Origin of the sequence: Psychrobacter sp. SWN149, from assembly GCF_015864565.1 — a bacterium.
Taxonomy (GTDB): Bacteria; Pseudomonadota; Gammaproteobacteria; order Pseudomonadales; family Moraxellaceae; genus Psychrobacter.
On sequence record NZ_JADYWX010000003.1, the window covers coordinates 355,646 to 376,654 of the forward strand.

Annotated in this window: 20 protein-coding genes and 1 pseudogene; 10 read left to right on the forward strand and 11 right to left on the reverse strand. The window is 44.0% G+C overall.

All coding sequences use genetic code 11. The annotated features are described in order from the left end of the window. Positions 1–11 precede the first annotated feature (11 nt). The 5 genes and pseudogenes from I6E86_RS07000 to pilG form a co-directional block, all read right to left on the reverse strand. Entirely contained in the window at positions 12–881 is an 870-nt protein-coding gene (locus tag I6E86_RS07000) for a CheR family methyltransferase (RefSeq protein WP_197176437.1), read from the reverse strand. A gap of 153 nt (positions 882–1,034) precedes the next feature. After that, positions 1,035–2,108, reverse strand: a pseudogene (locus tag I6E86_RS07005) (methyl-accepting chemotaxis protein); the annotation flags it as partial. Between the two features lie 516 nt (positions 2,109–2,624). Continuing rightward, positions 2,625–3,155, reverse strand: a complete 531-nt coding sequence (locus tag I6E86_RS07010) for a chemotaxis protein CheW (RefSeq protein ID WP_197176441.1) — start codon at positions 3,153–3,155, stop codon at positions 2,625–2,627. Positions 3,156–3,158: 3 nt separating this feature from the next. Then, the gene (locus tag I6E86_RS07015) at positions 3,159–3,521 is read right to left on the reverse strand and encodes a response regulator (RefSeq protein WP_194364612.1); all 363 of its coding nucleotides are present in this window, start codon (positions 3,519–3,521) and stop codon (positions 3,159–3,161) included. A 173-nt stretch (positions 3,522–3,694) separates the two neighbouring features. Beyond that, complete coding sequence (gene pilG / locus I6E86_RS07020; RefSeq protein ID WP_194364611.1) at positions 3,695–4,072, reverse strand: twitching motility response regulator PilG; 378 nt, start codon at positions 4,070–4,072, stop codon at positions 3,695–3,697. A 638-nt stretch (positions 4,073–4,710) separates the two neighbouring features. Between pilG and I6E86_RS07025 the strand changes: the two genes are divergently transcribed. The 7 genes from I6E86_RS07025 (at position 4,711) to I6E86_RS07055 (ending at position 13,471) form a co-directional block, all read left to right on the forward strand. Further along, positions 4,711–5,949, forward strand: a complete 1,239-nt coding sequence (locus I6E86_RS07025) for an efflux RND transporter periplasmic adaptor subunit (protein WP_227680574.1) — start codon at positions 4,711–4,713, stop codon at positions 5,947–5,949. Positions 5,950–6,266: 317 nt separating this feature from the next. Then, positions 6,267–6,989, forward strand: coding sequence for a response regulator transcription factor (locus I6E86_RS07030; RefSeq protein WP_194364609.1), 723 nt, complete (start codon positions 6,267–6,269; stop codon positions 6,987–6,989). Positions 6,990–7,085: 96 nt separating this feature from the next. Continuing rightward, a complete protein-coding gene (locus tag I6E86_RS07035; RefSeq protein WP_197176443.1) occupies positions 7,086–9,236 on the forward strand; it encodes a sensor histidine kinase in 2,151 nt (716 codons plus the stop codon). Between the two features lie 379 nt (positions 9,237–9,615). Beyond that, positions 9,616–10,386 carry a methionine ABC transporter ATP-binding protein gene (locus I6E86_RS07040; RefSeq protein ID WP_197176445.1) on the forward strand — a complete coding sequence of 257 codons (771 nt, stop codon included), beginning with the start codon at positions 9,616–9,618 and terminating at the stop codon, positions 10,384–10,386. A 19-nt stretch (positions 10,387–10,405) separates the two neighbouring features. Then, complete coding sequence (locus tag I6E86_RS07045; RefSeq protein WP_197176447.1) at positions 10,406–11,092, forward strand: methionine ABC transporter permease; 687 nt, start codon at positions 10,406–10,408, stop codon at positions 11,090–11,092. A 220-nt stretch (positions 11,093–11,312) separates the two neighbouring features. Beyond that, positions 11,313–12,278 (forward strand): MetQ/NlpA family ABC transporter substrate-binding protein, encoded by a 966-nt coding sequence (locus tag I6E86_RS07050; protein ID WP_197176449.1) that lies wholly within the window; start codon positions 11,313–11,315, stop codon positions 12,276–12,278. Positions 12,279–12,622: 344 nt separating this feature from the next. After that, on the forward strand, positions 12,623–13,471 hold the full coding sequence (locus I6E86_RS07055; RefSeq protein WP_197176453.1) for an aldo/keto reductase: 849 nt from the start codon (positions 12,623–12,625) through the stop codon (positions 13,469–13,471). A 95-nt stretch (positions 13,472–13,566) separates the two neighbouring features. On the opposite strand, the gene ccmE is transcribed toward I6E86_RS07055, so the two are convergent. From ccmE to ccmA, 5 genes are all read right to left on the reverse strand, one after another. Further along, a complete protein-coding gene (gene ccmE / locus I6E86_RS07060) occupies positions 13,567–14,067 on the reverse strand; it encodes a cytochrome c maturation protein CcmE (protein ID WP_197176454.1) in 501 nt (166 codons plus the stop codon). Between the two features lie 289 nt (positions 14,068–14,356). Then, positions 14,357–14,578: a heme exporter protein CcmD gene (gene ccmD, locus I6E86_RS07065; RefSeq protein WP_197176455.1), complete on the reverse strand. Its 222-nt coding sequence runs from the start codon at positions 14,576–14,578 to the stop codon at positions 14,357–14,359. 16 nt (positions 14,579–14,594) lie between these two features. After that, positions 14,595–15,383 (reverse strand): heme ABC transporter permease CcmC, encoded by a 789-nt coding sequence (gene ccmC / locus I6E86_RS07070; RefSeq protein ID WP_197176460.1) that lies wholly within the window; start codon positions 15,381–15,383, stop codon positions 14,595–14,597. A 192-nt stretch (positions 15,384–15,575) separates the two neighbouring features. After that, the gene (locus I6E86_RS07075) at positions 15,576–16,253 is read right to left on the reverse strand and encodes a heme exporter protein CcmB (RefSeq protein WP_197176630.1); all 678 of its coding nucleotides are present in this window, start codon (positions 16,251–16,253) and stop codon (positions 15,576–15,578) included. A gap of 114 nt (positions 16,254–16,367) precedes the next feature. Next, positions 16,368–16,997, reverse strand: a complete 630-nt coding sequence (gene ccmA / locus I6E86_RS07080) for a heme ABC exporter ATP-binding protein CcmA (protein WP_197176632.1) — start codon at positions 16,995–16,997, stop codon at positions 16,368–16,370. Between the two features lie 176 nt (positions 16,998–17,173). On the opposite strand from ccmA, the gene I6E86_RS07085 reads away from it, so the two are divergent. The 3 genes from I6E86_RS07085 (at position 17,174) to I6E86_RS07095 (ending at position 20,171) form a co-directional block, all read left to right on the forward strand. Further along, complete coding sequence (locus tag I6E86_RS07085) at positions 17,174–18,244, forward strand: hypothetical protein (RefSeq protein ID WP_227680575.1); 1,071 nt, start codon at positions 17,174–17,176, stop codon at positions 18,242–18,244. 30 nt (positions 18,245–18,274) lie between these two features. Then, complete coding sequence (locus I6E86_RS07090; protein WP_197176462.1) at positions 18,275–19,117, forward strand: YbjN domain-containing protein; 843 nt, start codon at positions 18,275–18,277, stop codon at positions 19,115–19,117. A gap of 139 nt (positions 19,118–19,256) precedes the next feature. Continuing rightward, positions 19,257–20,171 (forward strand): histone deacetylase, encoded by a 915-nt coding sequence (locus I6E86_RS07095; protein ID WP_197176463.1) that lies wholly within the window; start codon positions 19,257–19,259, stop codon positions 20,169–20,171. Between the two features lie 14 nt (positions 20,172–20,185). Here I6E86_RS07095 and I6E86_RS07100 read toward each other — a convergent pair whose 3' ends face one another. Further along, complete coding sequence (locus I6E86_RS07100; protein WP_197176465.1) at positions 20,186–20,968, reverse strand: sulfite exporter TauE/SafE family protein; 783 nt, start codon at positions 20,966–20,968, stop codon at positions 20,186–20,188. Positions 20,969–21,009 lie beyond the last annotated feature (41 nt).

Below are 21,009 nucleotides of genomic sequence, written 5' to 3' on the forward strand. Positions count from 1 at the left end.
TAAGCACTTATTTAGGCACTAATTTTTTGCCACACATTAACCTGTGGGTGCGCAATACGGCGCATATTTGAAGGACGCCAAAACAGCGCCTCACCTGGAGCCAATATAATATACCCCTCTAGCGCACACTGCTCTGATAGACGCACCAAAATATCACGCTGATCAAATTTTCTAAAATACAACAACATATTTTGGCAGATAATCACGTTTTGCAGATACGCTGTGGGTGGTCGGTGTTCGATAATATTATGCAAAGTAAAACTAACATGTGATTGTAAAGTAGAGGCAATTTGCCAATGCGGCTGCATATTATCCATCATTGACACAGTAGATGAGTGATTGGTATTTGAACGCTCTATCGCACTCTCAACGGCTAACGGCTGGATAAATTGCTGACAATCTGCTGGAATTAAAGACTGCTGCCTTTTATCATATTGACCCAAGCGGGCGTTTCTGATGGCCTCTTCACTGACATCCGTCCCTAATATTTCATAGTTTGGCAGCTGGACTGCTGCCAAACTCATGGCCACAGACCAAACCTCTTGACCACTTGCACAACCAACACTCCAAATACGAAATACGTCGTCAGTGTCCTTGGCACTCGCTTGATGTTGCAAGGCGCATTTTTCAACAAAATCGATAGAAGGCTTGTGACGAAAAAAACGGCTTTCATGAATCAAAACTTTGTCTAGCAAGTGTTGGCGCAGTTCATGGTTCTCTGACAATTGGCACCACAGCTGCGCGGTCGTTAATGCATGCGATACTGCGGTATGCTCAATCGCATTTTTGAACCACTGCTGCTGTATATTCGGCAGGATAAAGCCGATCTCTCGCTCTATATAGCGTTGCCACTGTTTTACATTAAAACTGTCGTTTTCCATTACAGTATCATCCAAGGAAAGATCGACTGTCTTAATCGAGTGCCTATCTAATACCAACTATGACACTCATCATGACTTCAAGAGCAAAAAACAGTACGATTTATCAAGATAATTTCAAAATCAAAAATACTTGTTGGAGATTTGCTGTCTGTATTAAACACTTGCTGACATTGCACTCTCAGCTGCTAGCATATCATGCGCCAACATATCATCATCATTAGTTACTTTAAAACCAGTCACTGATTCTTGTAGTGCTGCAGCCATCTCACTCAGCTCACCGATAGAACGCGCGGTTGCCATCGTACCAGAGGATGTCTGTGAGGTAATATCTTGGATAATATTCATCGTATGAGAGATATGACCCGCAGACTCAGCCTGCTGCATTGCTGCATTTGAGATGTTTTGAATCAAGTCTGCCAAAGTGTTAGAAACACTCTGTACTTCCTCTAGTGCTTCCCCTGCATCTTTTGCTAGACGGGCTCCGCGTACCACCTCAGAAGTCGTTGATTCCATTGACATGACGGCTTCGTTGGTATCTGCCTGAATTGTTTTTACCAGTGTTTCAATCTGTTTGGTGGCGTTCGCTGAACGCTCAGCCAGACGCTGAACTTCATCAGCAACAACCGCAAAGCCTCGCCCTGCTTCACCTGCCATAGAGGCCTGAATCGCAGCATTCAATGCCAAAACGTTGGTCTGATCAGCAATATCGTTAATCAAACCGACGATGTCACCAATTTCTTGCGAAGACTCACCCAAGCGTTTAATACGTTTTGAGGTTTCTTGAATCTGGTCACGAATCACGTTCATACCTTCGATAGAACGCTGTACAACCTCAGCACCATTATGAGAGATCGCAACTGAACGCTGTGCAACCGTTGCAGACTCTGACGCATTGTTTGAAACTTGGTCAATTGATATCGTCATCTCATTGATCGCCGCTGACACACCAGCAATTTCTTGTGCTTGATGCTCAGATGCTTCAGCCAGCTCAACCGCATTCATCTGAGTCTGATCTGAGGACTGTGATACTTGGTTGGCCGTGCTGTTAATAACTAGTACCAATTGGCGCAATTGGTCAATTGCAAAGTTTACCGAGTCAGCGATCGCCCCTGTAAAGTCCTCTGATACGGTCGCATTAACCGTCAAATCACCTTCTGCCAAATCACCCAACTCATCAAGCAGACGTAAGATTGCGATCTGGTTACGTTCGTTTTCTTCTTGAATCTGACGAGCACGCTCAGACTCTGCTTCGGCTTCTTGACGGCGGCGTAAGGTTTCTTTTTCAATCAGTAAGCGCTCTGAGCCATCACGTTGTCTGAGCAACCGGTATGAGGCAAACAAAATACCCAACGCACTGACGGTAAAAATAGCAACTGGTAAAATAACCGATTGGCTAAAGTTGCCAAAATACTGACTCACTGATGATAACGAGTTAATCAGCCAAATCAGACAAGCCACACTCAATATGGCAAAAAAACCCAATAATAGCTTCCACGTATTATCAGAATTTTTGTTATCTGCCGCTGTGTTGGCCATGCCATTTACAGGTTTTCTTATAACATCACTCATCTTGCATATTCCTTTCAAACCATCATCAAAGTCTTATCGTGTCTGACTTTGACAATCTTATTGTTATCGAAACAATGATTAGCAAAGCCTGTATAAATGCTGACATGCCACTGCTTTATATCAGTCGCTATTATTCTGTCACTGCTCAGCAGACAAATATTCTATTGTCTATGATTATATTGCTGCATCTGCATACTGTATATCTTGTGCGAGCAAGCTTGGCATAAAGACATACCACTCTTGTTCTGCTTTAAGAAATTTACCATGATTGTAAGGCGCAAACGGCGAATCGTAATCGATGGCCTCTGCACGGTATTGTTCACGAGTGAACTGTTCGATACCCAGCACTTGATCAACCAACAATCCTGACAAAACATTGTTATATTCAACAACAATCACTTTGCGTTGGCTCATTTGTGGCACTAGGCTCGGAACCTGCAAAAAATCGGCCAAATCCGTGAGTGGTAATAGACGACCTCGGATATTGGCAATACCGAGCATCCAGGACTTGACTAGAGGTAAGCTTGTATATTCTGGCATGCTCAAGACTTCTGATACTTGACCCATAGGCGCAACCAGTCGTTGTCCACCGATCTCAAACACCACGCCTTGCCAATCAAACGCTTGTCCACCGCGGCGGCCGCCTTTGCGCGCGCGCGCCAAATCTGCTGAACGCAGAAGCTCAATAAACCCTCTAGAAGCCACGAATTACTCCATCACTGTACGAATCATATTGACCAATCTATTTTCATCAACTGGTTTGTTCATGTATTCTTTGGCACCTTGACGCTTGCCCCATACTCTATCTGTCTCTTGATTTTTAGTACTAATCATAATGACTGGAATATGAGCGGTGGTTTTGCCTCGGGTGATTTTTCGCGTTGCCTGAAAACCATTCATTTCAGGCATAACCACATCCATTAAGATAACATCTGGCAAGTGATCAACCGCCATCTGGCAGCCTTGCTCACCATTAGTGGCTTCCAATACTTTGAAATGATTCTTGGCAAGCATATCGCGAAATTTCGCCATTTCTGATGGCGAGTCGTCAATGACTAAAACAGTAGTCATAGAAATTTCCTTTGTTTTCAGATATCCATAAGGATATATTCATATATTATTGGGACAGTACAATTGAAAGTAGTATCTCAAAACTGACTGATACGATGAGCTCCCTAACATTCGTTAGTTAAAACTCGTCATCAATTGTATGAATTAATCGACAGATTGCTATATATACTCGACTAACGGTACTGATTGATGGCATCAAAAAGCTCATCTTTACTAAATGGCTTGGTCAAGTACTCATCAGACCCGACAATACGACCACGGGCTTTATCAAATAAACCGTCTTTTGACGACAACATGATCACTGGTTTGCCAGCATAATCAGGGTTATTCTTTATCAATGCACACGTCTGATAACCATCTAAACGTGGCATCATAATATCGACGAAAATAATATCTGGGTTATTATCGACAATTTTTGCTAACGCATCAAAACCATCTATGGCAGTGACTACCTCACAACCCGCTTTTTGTAATAAGGTTTCTGCAGTACGGCGTATGGTTTTTGAGTCATCGATAATCATTACTTTCAAACCAGCAAAATTATTTTCCATTATCATTGTCCTATTAACGACTATTTATTCGTAACACTATCTGTCAATACAAAGTTTTAACAGTCATCTTAGTTTGTGACATCACTTATTATTGGATCGATACGAACGGTTGAGTTTGTATTATAAAGTGTTATGACAGCGAATATCTTGTTTATCAGCAATTGCTGTCAAACGAATCACAAATATCAGTTATACCCCTACTTTGCCATCATTCAGCTTAATAAGTGCGCGCTCTGTAGCTATTCATGCCCTTTATTGGTGGTCAATATTTGCCGTATTCAAACAAAGACTATTGCTTTCAGTGCACTAAACGTGAGCATGGCATACTATTTTTTATTGTTTTTACATTATATAGAACCAATATATACCTTGCTGTATAATTTTCTTTTGTAATAAAAATGTAGTGGTGTATTTCATTATGTTGTTTTAGCACAGTTATTGTCTATTTTCCAGCTATTAGTAAATTAATGTTCAAACTCGTAAGTACCATAAATAACTGTCTTTATTGGAAAAACCACTGTTTGTTTCAATTATTTGATATCAGCTTTTAGCTCTCTTGACTGTAGCACTAGTGCATAAACATTTCGTCATACCTCAATTCACTATATAATAAAACGATGACTATAATGGTGACTGCGATGACAGCTTCTACATATATAAGAACTTATATAAATAAAAGAAAAAGCCTCTGCGTATTCATCGCTTTGCTGCTGACAGCATGTCAGCCATCACCACCTAAAGATGTGCCCTCAACCATCGAAAACGAAGCCATCGTAGAGACGCCACTTGTCATTACGAGTGAGAGCGTCACGATGACATCAGAACAGATATTGAGTATCAAGCCTACCCGCTATCAGCCAAGTCTTGGATTGCAAGGCCATATCGAACCTATCAGACAAACCAGCTTTGTTGCTGCACATCCGCTTAAAGTAGAAGAAGTGCTGGTCAAAAAAGAACAATGGGTAGAAAAAGGAACGCCCCTATTTATTGTCAAACGACTGAGTGCAGTGGACAAAACCACCAATGACAGTGCGACTGTAAAAACGTCGACTCAGAAAGATTTAGCGACTAATGACAGTAATGACGTGACATCTAATAGCCCGCAAAAGATTGGTGTCAACCAAAACGCTGCTCCTGATAGCGACATCACTGCTCCCAAAAACACGACTGCTGACAGTAAAATCATATTAAAACCAAAGACAGCTGATGCTGATGCTGCTCGCAGTATCGACGATGCCAAAAAATCCTCCCCCTCATTTGACTTGATCACCGTTCATGCCAGCTTCTCAGGCCGTATCGAAAATCTATATGTTAAAAAAGATGACCAGCTAGACCCTCGTACCACACTGCTGCAACTGAGTGACGAAACCAAATTGCATTTTATGGCGACGCTTCCTATTCAAGCAAAGCCGCAACTGTCGGTTGGTCAGACAGTCAATTTTACTACCGAAGGCTTGTCAGGTCAGTTCACTGGACAAGTGAGCAAACTGACAGCCACCCGTCAGCCAAAAAAACTTTTGGTCTATGTCAATGTCATCGATAATGAGATGAGCCGTGATAAATTACAGCCCAATATGAAGGTGACAGGACGAATCAATTATGGTCAGATAGAGGTGGGTACTATCGTGCCTAAACACGCGTTGCATGATGTCGATTTGACAGAATTACAATCACCGCCGTATATGCCCCTAAGTCCGCTTACCGCAAATGTGTGGGTTATAGGACAAGATCAACTTTTGACACGCCAACCCATTGAAGTAGTCGAGTACGATCCTACAACGAAACAATATTTAATCGCTGGTGTGAGCAATGACAGCTTAATTTGCTTGGCTGACTTACCCCTTGATTCTAAAGGTAAAAAAGTCATCGTCTCATAGCGATTGATAATGACAGTTACATTGCGTAGAAACATTAACAAAGCCTATCTTGTTTTGTAACAGCGTAATTAGGCAATATGGCGGTATCATATATAACAATAACCGAGTATTTTAAACGATTTATGTTTTTTCGAGCGGTTCCTATTGATAAGCCAATCGTGTTTCATATTTTATAGGTTTGAAAACGTATTTGAAAACATAGAGGCTTAAGGATTTAATGGCTAAAAGCATCCAATTCTTCGGTATATTTACCGATAGTTAGATATTACGGCACGTTCTATCCTTAGCAAACCATAACAACAACTAGAGGGTATCCCATGAGTAAGCAAATTTTATTGATTGAAGATGATCCGGATTTGGCAGAGTTGATCAGTGATTACCTCACGATGAACTACTATGATGTGCATCATGCAGGACTGGGTCAAGAAGGTCTTGAACTACTAGATACCAAAGAGCGTGGTATTGATTTGGTCGTTCTCGACCTGATGCTGCCTGACATGGATGGCATGCAAGTGTGCCAAAAAATTCGTGGCAACAAGAACAACATGACCAATAAAGTACCGATTATCATGCTGACAGCAAAAGGTGATACCACCGATCGCGTGCTCGGTCTAGAGATGGGTGCAGATGATTATATTTCTAAACCTTTTGAACCACGTGAGCTATTGGCGCGTATTCGCGCTGTAATCCGTCGTCATGAGCAGCCAAATCAAGCAGACAGTCAGTCGGATAGCCTAACTTTTGGGCGTTTGAGCGTCTTCCCTGATAGCCATGAGGTCACCATCGATGATGAGGCTGTGCGCTTGACGACGCATCAATTTCAGCTATTGCATTATTTTGCTACCCATTCTGGCAAAGTGCTCAATCGCGAACAATTATGGCAAGCAATGCCAAATGACGACAGCTCAGACAATATTGACCGTGCTATCGATGTCCATATTTCGCGTCTGCGCGCTTTGATTGAAGACAACCCACGTCAACCAAAACGCATCATCACAGTACGCGGTGTGGGTTATCAGTTTGCCACTGACCAAGTCTAACCGTATTAAATGATGGAATAATGCATAAAAACTACGTAAACTCCAATTGTATGCGTCGATATCAGCATTCAATAATAGGGTCATAGAGATTATTTAATGCAGCAATTGGGTTTTCGTTCCGTTTTTGCCAAGTTATTTGCCAGTGTCATGCTGGCACTTATCTTGTTTGCAGTTGCCATGGTGCTCCTGACTCAACTTGTCCATGACAAGGATGCAGGCATACGATCAGAGATACTCGCCACACAAATCTTGGGACAAATTGACCCATTTCTGCATGAGCTCAATATCTCTATTGGCAAAGACAATCGGTTACAGTCACGGTTTATGCTTGCTGTTGTCAAAAAAAGCTTTGACATCTTTGATGAGTCCCTACAGGCAAAAATGGGCTTGTATGACAGCGAAGGTCGGTTGCTCATGCAAACGGACAACAGTGATTTACCATTAGCCCTACCGCCTACCCCTTCTTTATTCTCACGCGTTTTCCCTTCTTTTGCAGAGACCTCACCGACCAAACAAGCTCAAGTGTCTAGCAGCACCGGTTATACCTTGCTGTACGAATCTCGTCTGACGCCCAAAAAACCAGTACTCTCTGCCGCGCTCAATCTGTTTACTGGTACGCTGCTATTACTCGTTATCATGGCAGGCGTCTTATGGCTGATCGCTCGCACGATGACATGGCGTATCGATCAAATGAGTCAGCAGATGGCACAGTTGGGTGATGGAGATTTCACAGTGCGAGTCAATGCTCGTGGTAATGACGAAATTGCCTCGCTCGCGCGTGGGTTTAACCAAGCTGCCCAAAAGATTGAGCACCTTGTTGATGCCAATAATTTACTGCTGGCTCACGCCTCTCATGAGCTACGTACGCCCATCACTCGTATTCGCTTGCAGATTGAGATGATGGACATGTTGGCTGCTGCGTTACCCTCTGATACCAAGGCAAAGTTCGACAAACGCGCGCACGCCATCACTCGAGACCTGTCAGGACTCAATGATTTGGTAGAGAGCATATTGTTGGTCAGCCGTATGGACGCAGGTCACGCGCTGCAGCAAGTTGAAACCCTAGATCTATATGACCTCGTCAATCAAGAGCGCCAACATTATCCTGAGGCTACTTTAATTGGGGAGCACATCGTTATAGATGGACAGTCCTCGATGTTGACCCACCTCATTCGAAACTTGCTCACCAATGCGATGCTCCATGGTAAACCGCCTGTGACGGTCTTGCTATATGGGATTCAAACCCTTGATGAGGCAGGGACTGTCCCTGACTATTTGTTGCAGACTGTGCTATCTAGCAGCTTTGCTGATTACAACAGCTTGGATTTTGATTCCTATGATGAGCAAACTGACATCGATACCAATAAAAATCTAGCCTCTCTCTCTGAACCACATACATCTCAATCACTGGCTGATCAAAACAAAGCGGAATCAATAGCGGCTGATCAAGAGCTATTAGCGCCATCGATTTACAAGAATGGCGAAAATATCCTTTTTAATACGGATATGGATATTGAGACTGGCTTAGATAATGTTGGTAATTCTGAGTCAAATGAGGGTTTATTAGCAGTACCTCTGTCTGGTCATGATACCAGCAATAATAAAAACTCAGATAATATCAAACACTCGACAGGCAATCACAGCCTATTGGACAGTACGCTCACAGATAAAGCAAAAGATGCTTCATTGTTTGCCAACTATCAAAACTATACCAGTGAGCTCGCTGACAAAATTAAAAAAGTCATGTGGCGTGTTGTTCCTGACGTTACAGTTACCTCAAAAACTGATGGCGTAGCGATAGAATCATCAGACATTGCCGTTAATCAGGACATGCCTATCCCTACAGTCGATATGGCACAAAAAACGCCGAAACCAACGACTGACAATACTACTAGTAAAAACAATGCCACAGAAGGTGACAGCTCAGGTACATCACGCAAAGAAGGCTTATTTGCTAAGCACATGAAAAAATCCAAAAACGATGCCACGCCACCATTACCAAAATATGTTGTACTAGCAGTGATTGACGAAGGTACAGGCATTCCTGAGGGTAAGCGCGAAGAAGTATTTAGTCCGTTTGTGCGCCTGCAGCAGAAGAATAAAGGCTCAGGTTTGGGTTTGTCTTTGGTTTCTCAAATTGTCACCGCCCATCAAGGACGTATTATCACTGATACGCTCAACGGTCATACACGATTTTTGGTTACCATACCTGTCAAACACGACCCTCATTACAACTATCATGAATAGGGCCTAGCGATACTTACAGCGACACTTATGATAAAACGTAGGCAAGGTTTTTGGTGCTTTTCCCGCTAGATGATAGTAAATAGTTTATGAGTCCTTAGACTAACAGCACGGCATTTTTTAAATTAGACCCGTCATACTCTGTGACTGTTAATCTATCCGCGCAAGCCTCGCTCACTTAATCACGATTCATCATAAGCCCTTCACGTATGTGCATATCCAAAGTGCTGGATAATATGCTATATTACCGCCCCTTATAATAGGGTTATCGACGGTTGTGTTTAATAGGCCACTGACTATTGGTCGCAGTTTAACCACTAGCAGTAAGCGCTTAACAGCACGTTTATGACCATCAAAAAAATTATTGAATCTTGAGCCCTCCATGAATGACATGATTGTCTTAAACGATGTGACCAAAAGTTTTTTAAGCGACCGATCAATCAAAGACAAAAACGGCAAACCGCATTGGTTTACAGCTGTTGAACCCACGTCGCTCGCGATTAAGCAAGGCGAAATCTTTGGTCTGATGGGTTATTCAGGTGCGGGTAAATCTACCTTACTGCGCCTCATCAATATGCTTGAGCGCCCAGATTCGGGACAAGTAGTCATAGACGGTACAGATTTGACCACTTTATCAGCCAGTGAGCTACGTATTGCCCGTCATAATATCGGTATGATTTTTCAGCAATTCAATCTGATGTCCAATCAGACCGTTTTTGACAACGTTGCCTTTAATCTCAAAGTCGCAGGCTATCCAAGTCGTGATATTCATAAGCGAGTCATGGAGTGTTTAGAGATTGTTGATTTAACGGATCGCGTTGGTCACTACCCTGCCCAATTATCAGGGGGACAAAAACAGCGCGTCGGTATTGCGCGAGCCATTGCGCCAAGTCCCAAAGTGCTACTGGCTGACGAACCAACCAGTGCGCTTGATCCTGCAACCACGCGCAGCTTACTCACCTGTTTACGTGACATCAATGAAAAACTGGGCGTGACTATCGTTATCGTGACCCATGAAATGAGCGTTATTCGTAGACTTTGTGATCGTGCAGCACTATTGCATCAAGGACAACTATTAGAAGTTGCTGATGTAAGAGATGGTCTGATTCAGGCAAATACCCCGATTGGCCAAGGCTTAGTGCAAGAAGACTAATGAGGCAGGAGAAATAAATATGTTAACTGATAGTGGATTATCCGCCTCGATAGATAAACTGTTTGTCTTGCGCAAAGAGATTATCAACGCCTTTATTGATACGTTTATCATGCTTGGCATCTCAACGACAGTAGCCATCATCATCGGCGGGCTGTTTGGCGTGTTCTTATTTTTATCGAGTGACCGACAGTTTTTACAGAACAAGACCCTATATGGTGTACTTGGTGGCATTACCAACTTTATGCGTGCCTTCCCTTTTGTCATTTTGATGATTGCCATGAGCCCGTTTACCAAGGCCATCGTTGGTACAGGTATTGGCCCTATTGCCGCATCATTAGTACTCGCTATCGCGGGTTCGTTTTATTTTGCCCGTCTGGTCGAGCAAAACTTACGTGAAGTACCGCGTGGTATCATTGAAGCGACTGAGTCGATGGGTGCACGGCCTTTTACGATTATCAAGGTCCTGCTGAACGAAGCACGCTCAGGGCTGGTGTTGTCTGTGACCATCCTCTGTATTAGCTTGCTTTCTTACTCGGCAGCCGCTGGTATGATTGGCGGCGGTGGTCTAGGTGACTTGGCCATTCGTTATGGCTATTACCGTTATCAAACTGAGGTCATGATTTTTATTGTGATTGTACTATCGATCATGGTCATCTCGATTCAAGCCTCTGGTAATTGGCTCGCCAACCGTTTGGACAAACGCTAAGAACATCATGGCATAGCAAGCAGTCCGCTGCTAATAGGATATGAATAATAGGTAGATCTTAGCGCCAATTCATCATAAGTAAAATGCTTGACTTTGTTACTGAGACCCTTTAATTTTGACACCAAATAACCAACCGTTAACTTAGCAGCATTACTATCCCTAATGTTGCTTTTTTATTGGTCAAACATTTTCGTTCCATCACCCTTAATAAGGAAGTTCCATGAAATTAACAGATATCAGCCGTCAGTTAGCCACTGCATTTGCCGCAGTTGGTGTATCAGGCCTAGTTTTGGTAGGTTGCAGCAATTCATCAGCACCAGAAGCGACCAAAGAGCCAGTAACCGAAGGCGCAACTGCAGAAACTGCCGCTAGCGATATCGATCCTGACCATACCAAAATCATCATCGGTACAACCGAAGGCGATTTCGCTGATATGGTACGTAACCAAGTAAAAGGCACACTTGAAGCCCAAGGGTACGAAGTTGAGCTAATTGCCTTTACCGATTATGTCCGTCCTAACCTTGCATTGGCTGAAGGCGACTTAGACATCAACATCTTCCAGCACAAGCCTTATCTTGATAATTTCAAAAAAGAAAACAATCTTGATCTAGTAGAAGCATTCCAAGTACCAACGGCCCCGCTTGGCATTTACTCAGGTAAAAAGACCAGTCTTGATGCGGCGTTCAAAGGCATGAGTGTCTCTGCACCAAACGATCCTAGTAACTTTGCACGTGCTTTGGTTATGATGAATGATCTTGGTTGGATTAAATTAAAAGACAACATCGATCCATTGACAGCATCAAAATCAGATATCGCTGATAACAGCAAATACGATATCGAAATCGTTGAGTTAGAAGCCGCTCAGTTACCACGCGCCCGTGATGAAGTTGACTTTGCTGTGATCAACGGTAACTACGCCACTGACGCTGGTATCGAATTGACTGAAGCTCTATTCCAAGAGCCAAGCTTCTCTTATGTGAACTGGTCAGCCATCAAATCTGCCGATACTGGTAAAAAATGGGTTGAAGATGTAACCAATGCTTATAACTCAGAAGCGTTTAAAAAGTATGCTCATGAGACGTTCCCTGGCTACAAATATCCAAAAATCTGGGGCGGTGATCAAGGCGCGCATACGGATACCGCTGTTAAAGCTGAGACTGCCGAGCCTGTAGCAGCTGCTCAGTAAGACTTTCTGTAAATGATGAATACCTGAATATAAGGGTATTGTGATTATAGAGACGCCCATCGCGCTAAGTGATGGGCGTTTTTTATGGTCTCAGTTTTAAGGTAATTGAGGCAATTTGAATATCGAGTACAAACCTCTCTCATCTTCAAAATCACGTTACAGCCTGTTTGTACTTTGTAGGAAACCGTCACTCCCCCTTCCCCTTAGCCTTCGTTTTTCTTATAGTGGACAAGCTCGATAGCGAATTGTTAATGAATTGATAGTGGCTTACTAGCTAAATCTCGCTATTGCTGACATTTAAAATGAATGAATAACTATAAGATATAAGTAACAAGGATAATAATATGAGTGCTAAAAACTACAATATTCGTACCGCTGAACAAGCAAATATCCCTATCTTAGGCTTGGGTACGTGGCAATCTACCGGACAAGACTGCGTAGATGTCGTCAAAAAAGCGTTGCAAATGGGTTATGAGCATATCGATACCGCTCAAGCTTATGGCAACGAAAAAGAAGTTGGTGAAGGTATCAGACAGTCAGGTGTGGCTCGTGATAAGTTCTTTTTGACTACTAAGATATTTCCTGATGATATGAAGTTTGAGCCAGAAAAACTGGCGGCAGCAGCGAAACGTTCTTTGGAAGACTTGGGGACAGATTATGTCGACCTGTTGCTACTCCATTGGCCTGATGATCGTGTGCCATTGTCCGAGACTATCCCTGCGCTTTGTGAGCTACAGAAACAGGGCTTGACGCGTCATATCGGTGTGTCTAACTTTAATATCGCCAATATTATCGAAGCCGAAAAATACGCAGATGTGCCAATCGTGGTCAACCAAGTCGAATTTCATCCGTTTATCAAGCAAAATACATTGCAGACTTTTTTGAGCAATCATCATATTTTGCTAGAAGCCTATTCACCGCTCGCGCGTGGTGATGTGTTTGATAACGATATCATTAAAGGCATTGCAGAAGCACATAACGTCACGCCAGCGCAGATTTCATTGGCATGGATTCTATCGGACAAACATCGTGTCGCGATTCCAAAAACATCTAACCCTGATCATTTGCAAGGCAACTTAGACGCGATTGATGTAAAACTGAGTGCGGATGAGCTAGAACAAATCGGTAAGCTAGCACGCTCAGATGGTCGCAAGATTGCACATCCTGACTATAGCCCTGTTTGGGATGACTAATAGCATTAACGATTAGTTGATTAGCTAAACATAGCCCACTAAAAAAGCCACCGATAATCGGTGGCTTTTTTATATGGTATGAAAACTCATAGTTTCTATTGTTGTAACGTGTCGGTCTCATGAATCTTTTGGGCAGGATTGTACTGCTCAGAAGAAGGAGTGGCACTATTACGATTGTTTTCTTTCATTGATTTGGCAACCTCTGGCGGCATGTAGTTTTCATCATGCTTTGCCAACACTTCACCAGCCACAAAAGTATCTCCCTGCATCTTACCCGTGGCGACGACGCCAGAATTTTCGGCAAACAAATCTGGCAAGATACCTTGATAAGTCACTGGTACTGTCGATTGAAAATCAGTAATCGCAAACTCTACATTTAAAGGGTTGTCTGCGGCACGCTGCACACTGCCAGCGACGACCATACCACCGGCACGGATACGCTTGTCTTGCGGCGCTTCACCTTTAGCGATGGCAGTTGCATCAAAGTAGTAATCAGTCTGCTGCCCAATTGCATAAAGAACCAACACCACGGCTATCGCAGCCCCTGCAAGCGTAAACATAACCCACATCAGCTTTTTGCGACGAACTGCATTCATACCACTACCTCATTGATGAGTCACTATTTTATAGACTCTAGCCGCTCTTATATACATTATCGTAAACAGGCTATCACACGCTATAAAATAGAAAATATTAAAGAAACTACCATTAGAAAAACGTTTTAAAAACATCGTTCTAATCGTACTCTTCTAATGTCTATATGATAGCATTTTTTGGATAAATCAATCTGTAATCGCTTAGTGATAAAAGCATGAAATGAAAACACTCATTTACCCTTAAATAAGTGTTATCTGATAAATCAAAATTTTGATGGTGGCATAGTCTTTAATCGAGGCGCTTGGTTGCGGGTGTCGTGGTTTTGGTCGTGCGCTGTGCCTGACGTGCTTGCTGGATAGTCAGCTGCTTGATCAAAGCTTGCCTTTGTCTACGGCTATAAATAACAAAAGCCAGCATCACGCCGACCGTAATCGCCCAACACGACCACACAAACACCCCATGCTTACCCATGGCAATGAACTCAGATACGCTATAAAAATAAGGCTGCATAATAGGTTCCTAGTCGTTATTTTTGTTGACCACGAATGTATTCTTTGACCCATGCTTTGCCTTGATCACGATACAGAATTAAGGTATTGGTACGATAAATTGCCAAGGTCGCGACCAATAAATAACTGCCAATAATCATCAATAACAGTGGCAGCCACATGTCTGCTGACATCTTTGGTGCGGCTGTCAGACTAAAGGTCGAGCCTTGGTGCAAGGTATTCCACCATTGCACGGAGTACTTGATAATAGGTAAGTTCACCGCGCCCACGATAGATAGAATAGCGGCCGCTTTGCCGCGATTGGCCGTGTGCTCAAATGCGGCAAACAATGCCATCACACCAGCGTACAGAAACGCCAAAATAAGCATGGAGGTGAGACGCGCATCCCACACCCAGTAAGTACCCCACGTCGGCTTTGCCCAAATAGACCCCGTCAGCAGACTGATCACACATAGCAAAAACCCCATTGGGGCAAGCGCCTGTGCAACGAGGTTGGCGGTCTTGATTTTCCAGACCAAATAAATCACCCCCAATACAGCAAGGGAGAAGTAGATAGAGATGGCAAGACTGGCAGCTGGCACATGGATAAAAATAATACGGTAGCTATTACCCTGAAGATAGTCAGGCGGTGCAAAAGCAAGACCCCACACGCTACCGATGAGCAAGAAGATACTGGCCAATATCGCAAGCCACTTAACCCAAGGGCTAAAAATTCGAAAAAACTGCTTGGTACCCACAGTGGTCAAGAAGCCCTGCCAAATGCGCTGCCACAAGCTAGGAGATGAGACGTTGTTCAGATTGGGCATGGGAATGAACCTATTACACAGCTTACTGGTGATAACCGACAGAGCATACAGCGGCTCTTAAATCAGCGTACCGACTGGCGTTAAACACTGGATAAAATTTACAATGCGCGGTTTACGTATTTGAGGGGCTATTATAGCAAAATTGCCAGTTTTCACCATGATGTTAATGCAATGGGTTTGGACGACCGCGTTTTAGTTCAACCATGACATTTTTAGGGTCAAGGCAATCACCCATGGCATCACTAAAACGGAGAGTATGCTCCCTGCCAGTAATAACGCCAAAATAGGCAAACCATTAAGCCCAGTCGCAAATAAATCAACCGCTCCAGTGGCAAATATCAATACAGGTAGTTGCATCGGCAAAGCAATCAATGGCACGAGCACAGCGCCGTTTTTTAGCGACAATGTCAAGCTACTAGCCACTGCCGATAGCATCAATAACATTGGACTGCCTGTCACAATAGATGCCATCAATATCCATGCCTCAAACCAGCTAAGCTGAAATAAGGGCACCGCAAGTAAGCTGAGTGCCGCCACAATCCCACTACTAAATATCCAGTGAATCACCAACCTAATCAGCACCCACAGTGGTAATGATGCCTTTGCAACGACCAATTGCGCAAGCGTACCATTATCAAGTGCAGGCTTAAACAAGCCATCGATACCCATCACCAGTGACAGCAATGCGGCAATCCACACCGCTGATACACCTAGACGCTGCAACAGTGCAGGCTCGCTACCCACAGCGAGTGGAAATAGCGTAATAATGACCAAGAACAATACCAATGGATAAAGCCATTGTACTGCCCCTTGCTGCTTCACTTGCCATTCACGGCGCCACAGCTGCATAAACCCAATCGCTCGCGGCATCGTTGCGATAACGCGTGGTTTATTATCCGCAGCAGCTATTGGGCGGGTTTGCATCGGACTGTCTGTCATTATTGGTCCTTTCACCTATACCGATTGTATGAGCGCCTATTAAACTTATACCATGTAATCTGACAAATCGAGTACTTGATTGGCCACGCCCACTGCCTGATGACTGGTCGTCAATATTGCACCGCCTGCATGAGCAAAGTCGTGTAACCGCCTCTCCATTCGTGCCACCATATCGACATCTAGCGCCGTAAAAGGCTCATCAAGTAGCCACAGCGGTGTCACATCAGGGGTAAGTAAGTACAATCGTGCCAGCGTGATACGCCGCGTCTGCCCAGCGGACAGATGACTTGAACTGATTGTCTCAAATCCTTGTAACCCTACCCAAGTGAGCGCATCATCGATATCGCTAGCGCTTGGGCTGATACCGTATAAATTTAATAAAAATATCAGGTTTTGTGCTACCGTTAGATCTGGATGAATGCCTAACTGGTGTGAGACATACAAAGGCTGAATGGGCAAACCTGCCTGCCCTTGATATGAGACCGTGCCTGTCATAACAGGCAATAACCCTGCCAGCTGCATCAATAGCGTGGTCTTCCCCGTACCATTGGCACCAATCAGATGACAAATGCTACCGGCAGGTAGCTGCAAGCTGACCGCTTCGCACAGCGGTATCTCGCCGCGTTGAACCGTCAAGTCGGCAAGTTCAAGTATAGACGTCTCTAGAACCGTCATCATAACCTCTGGTTATTTATAAAGCGGCAGTCAATATTCATCACAAATACAGACAATGTTCGTGGCATAATACCTTATCTCTGACACAACCGCACAGTATAACAAATTGTCGATTACTGTAATCTGAAAACTATTGACCTAAAAACTATAACTTCAAATATATGACCTCAAAATCTATGCAGACTTTAACAGATAGCCAAAACAACATGACCAATGACACCAGCTTGTTAAAAGAGCCATCAACCCGTCGTTTCACGATAGACAGCTTGATCGATGCGCAAGTTGGTTTTATGCAGCAGTGGCTGCACGAGCAAGCTGAGCCACTAGCGATGGAAGCTTGGCAATGGTTTGGTGCACAGCCATTCAGCAAATACATCAGCCGTGAGCATTTACAGCATTTGCTGAAAGACTGGCTGTTAAATCAGCCGATGACTGAGGTGATGCGCACCGATATCCGCGATATTTTGCACACCCTTATTTATCATCCCGTCAATGATAGTGTACCGCTGTCTGAGCTGGTCGATGATACCCAAGTCAAGACGCTTGCCAATTATATCGGTAGTCATGAGCAGCAGCGCAATATCCTGATTCACACCCTCGTCGGCAACGAAACTTTTGCGGATTTATTGACCCAAACGCTCCATCACGCTATCAACGACTTTATGGAAAGTACGCTAGACAAGGCGGGTGGCGTTGGTAAATTGATGAAACTGGGGCGTAGCTCTTTTGAAAAAGCTACCAACAGAAATCTTGATGAAAAACTGCAAACCTATTTGCACCGCAATATCAAAGATTTGACGCGCAAAGCCGAAGCCAATGCCCAAGCACATCTGTCTAATGAAGAAGTAGCGCGTCTGATGGTCATGGGCTGGGATCGTATCAAAGATCAGCCTATCAGCGAGCTGCAGACGTATCTGAGCGATGAGCCAGGTAATAGCAGTATCGACCATATCGAAGCCAGTATTCAGCAAAGCTATAACCGTCTGCGACTGTCACCTTATCTACACAGCTTGGTATCAGCGAGCATTGACACTTGGTATGCCAATCATCAGTCTGACACGATGGCGACCATTGCCGCAAGTTTGCACATTGACGAGGCGGCCATGAAACAATGTATTACTGCTCTGCTGCCTATCGTGTACGATTCGATTGAGACGCCGTGGTTGACCGCTCATATTCGTGAGATGCTAGAAGCGTTTTATACGCAGCCGAGTATCCAAGAAGGCCTAGCGCTCAATCAAAATTAACTTATAACCCTTACTTGTCAGCATAATATTATGAGTCAACGCAACAAACTCAGCTTATGGCAAAAAATAAAACGATTTCTGACTGCGTCAGCACCGCAGTCAGTGGTTGATCATAATGGGATCAGTACACCAGTACACTCCTCATCTGTTGATGCCACTAATAGCGAATTTGATAACGCTATAAAACCCTCGACTCAGCTGCCTGACAGTCATCTCATTCGTAATACACCTACCGATTCTGAGCAAAGTAGCAGTCATAATAGCGAGCAATCGCAAACAGATCTGTCTGACCTACATACAGACACGCGACGCACTGAAGCACAAGACCATAGTGACACGCCTATCGTTGATTGTTTAAAGCAGTATTTTAATAATAAACAATGGCACTATACGCATTATCGACCCAAAGCCAAAGACCGCACCAATGACCGTCCACAGTCTCATCATTTATCCTTAAGAATGCGGCATAAGCAATTAAACTTCGGATATCTGTTTCGGGTTCAAGAACAAAATAAGCTGCTGGCCATTTATGGCATTTTGCCATTTTTGATACCCGAGAGTCATCAGAGCGCCGCGATGCTACTCATCACCCAAATCAACTACGACATGCTGATTGGCAATCTAGAAATGGATGTCAATGATGGCGAGATACGCTACAAAAATGCGATCGATGTCGAAGCGGTCGGTATCGATAACGATATTATTGAGCATTTATTACAAAGCGTGGTATCAATGACCACAGTCGCGGGCGAGCTGTTTGGTAATTTGATTAATAATCAAGACCCCGCTGAAGACATGCAGTCGTTACTGGCAGACCTACGTCAACAATCGGATGCGCGCACGTTCTTCTTGCCGACTCAGTTTGTTCAGTAAGCCGATTTTTATTCATGCGGCTTTTTGATAAATCAGTTTATCCAGAAAGTGATGACTAGCGTTCGCTCTCACCGTGACCTTAGCCCGCTCGTCCACCACACCATCAATATGATGCTAAAAATACTAAGCTAGAATTCTTATGCTAAAAATTGCCTACTCTGACGTCTTTCGCTATTCCGTGCCAGAAAAGCACCGCTTTCCCATGCAAAAATATATTATGATTCCTGAGCGCTTATTAGCAGAAGGAACGATCAGCCAAGATAACTTCTTTGCCCCTGAATGCCTGAGTGAAGATGAGATTTTGACCACGCATACCGCAGAGTACTGGTATCAACTAAAAACCCAAACACTACCGCGCAAGGCGGCGCGCGCCATCGGGTTTGAGATGACGCCGCAGTTGGTTGAGCGTGGTCGCTATATTGCGCATGCCACTTATGAGTGCGCGCTGTATGCGCAGCAATACGGCGTGGCCATGAATGTCGCAGGTGGCACCCATCACTCGTTTGCCGATCACGGAGAAGGGTTTTGCGTGTTCAATGATGTCTGCATCGCCAGCAATCTATTGTTAAATCGCGGACAGGCACAAAAGATTTTAATCATTGATTTAGACGTTCATCAAGGCAATGGTAATGCTAGTATCATGGCGGATGAGCCACGCGTCTTTGTCTTTAGCATGCATGGTGCCAAGAATTATCCATTTCGTAAGCAAGTATCAGACCTAGATATCGAGCTGGACAATGATACGGGTGATGCAGAATATCTACAGATATTAGAAGAGACACTGCCGCATTTGATTGCGGACTTTGCACCAGATATGATTTTTTATCAGTCGGCGGTTGACGTACTAGCTACGGACAAATTGGGCAAGCTTGGATTGACGCAAGCAGGTTGCAAGGCGCGTGATGAGTACGTGCTGCATCAAGCAAAAGCTGCCAATATACCGGTTGCCATTGTGATGGGAGGTGGCTATTCAGAAGACATCGACGATGTGGTCGAAGCACACTGCAATACCTTTCGCGTGGCACAGCAGATTTATTTTGGTGAAATAGCGTAAAGGGCGTCACATGTTTACAATAACGCAGCAATGCCTTGCCAGCCAACGCGTATGCCAAGCACAGTTAATATCACTAAAATAAGCTGACGAAAACGTGATTGCGGTAAATAACGACGCAGACGAATCCCAATCAACAGGGTAACAACAGATATCACACTTAACCACGCAACCAGCTGCCACTCACTGCTACTGAGTGCCATAATCGGCTCACGTAATACGACGATTTGGGCAATTTTACCCAAAAAATAGCACATGTTACCCACTTTGGCGATGGTGTTTTTATCGTCGCTGGCAGACAACAGATACATCATCAACACAGTCGACATGGCATTGGTCGAGCCACCAATAACCCCCGCGCCAAATCCAACCGCAATTAATACAGGCTTGGTATCTGGCAGACGAATCTGCTTGCCCAGTAAGCTACTGACAACATAAAAACCAATCACAGCCGCTAACAATAACAATATATAAGCGCTATCGACCCACAGTAGTAGCTTGGCACCCAAAATACTACCGAGCAAACTGGTCAGTGCCAGTAGCCAATAGCGTCTGCCGTAATAGATAAAATTTTGCCAAATGGTGCGCTCCCCACCTGCTAGCCATGTCATGGCATTAACGACTAGCGAGGGGAAAATTACTAACACAATGGCATGTGGCAATGGATACATACTAGCAAGCGCGGTGGTCGTCACGAGCGTTGCGCCAAGTCCGCTAATACCATGCAGCAGTGATGCCAGTGCAAAAACAGCCATCAGCACTAGCATCTGCGTGCTATCGTTATCCACTATATTCGTCATCGTTTACACACTTTTTTGTACACCATGCCCGATACCTAGTA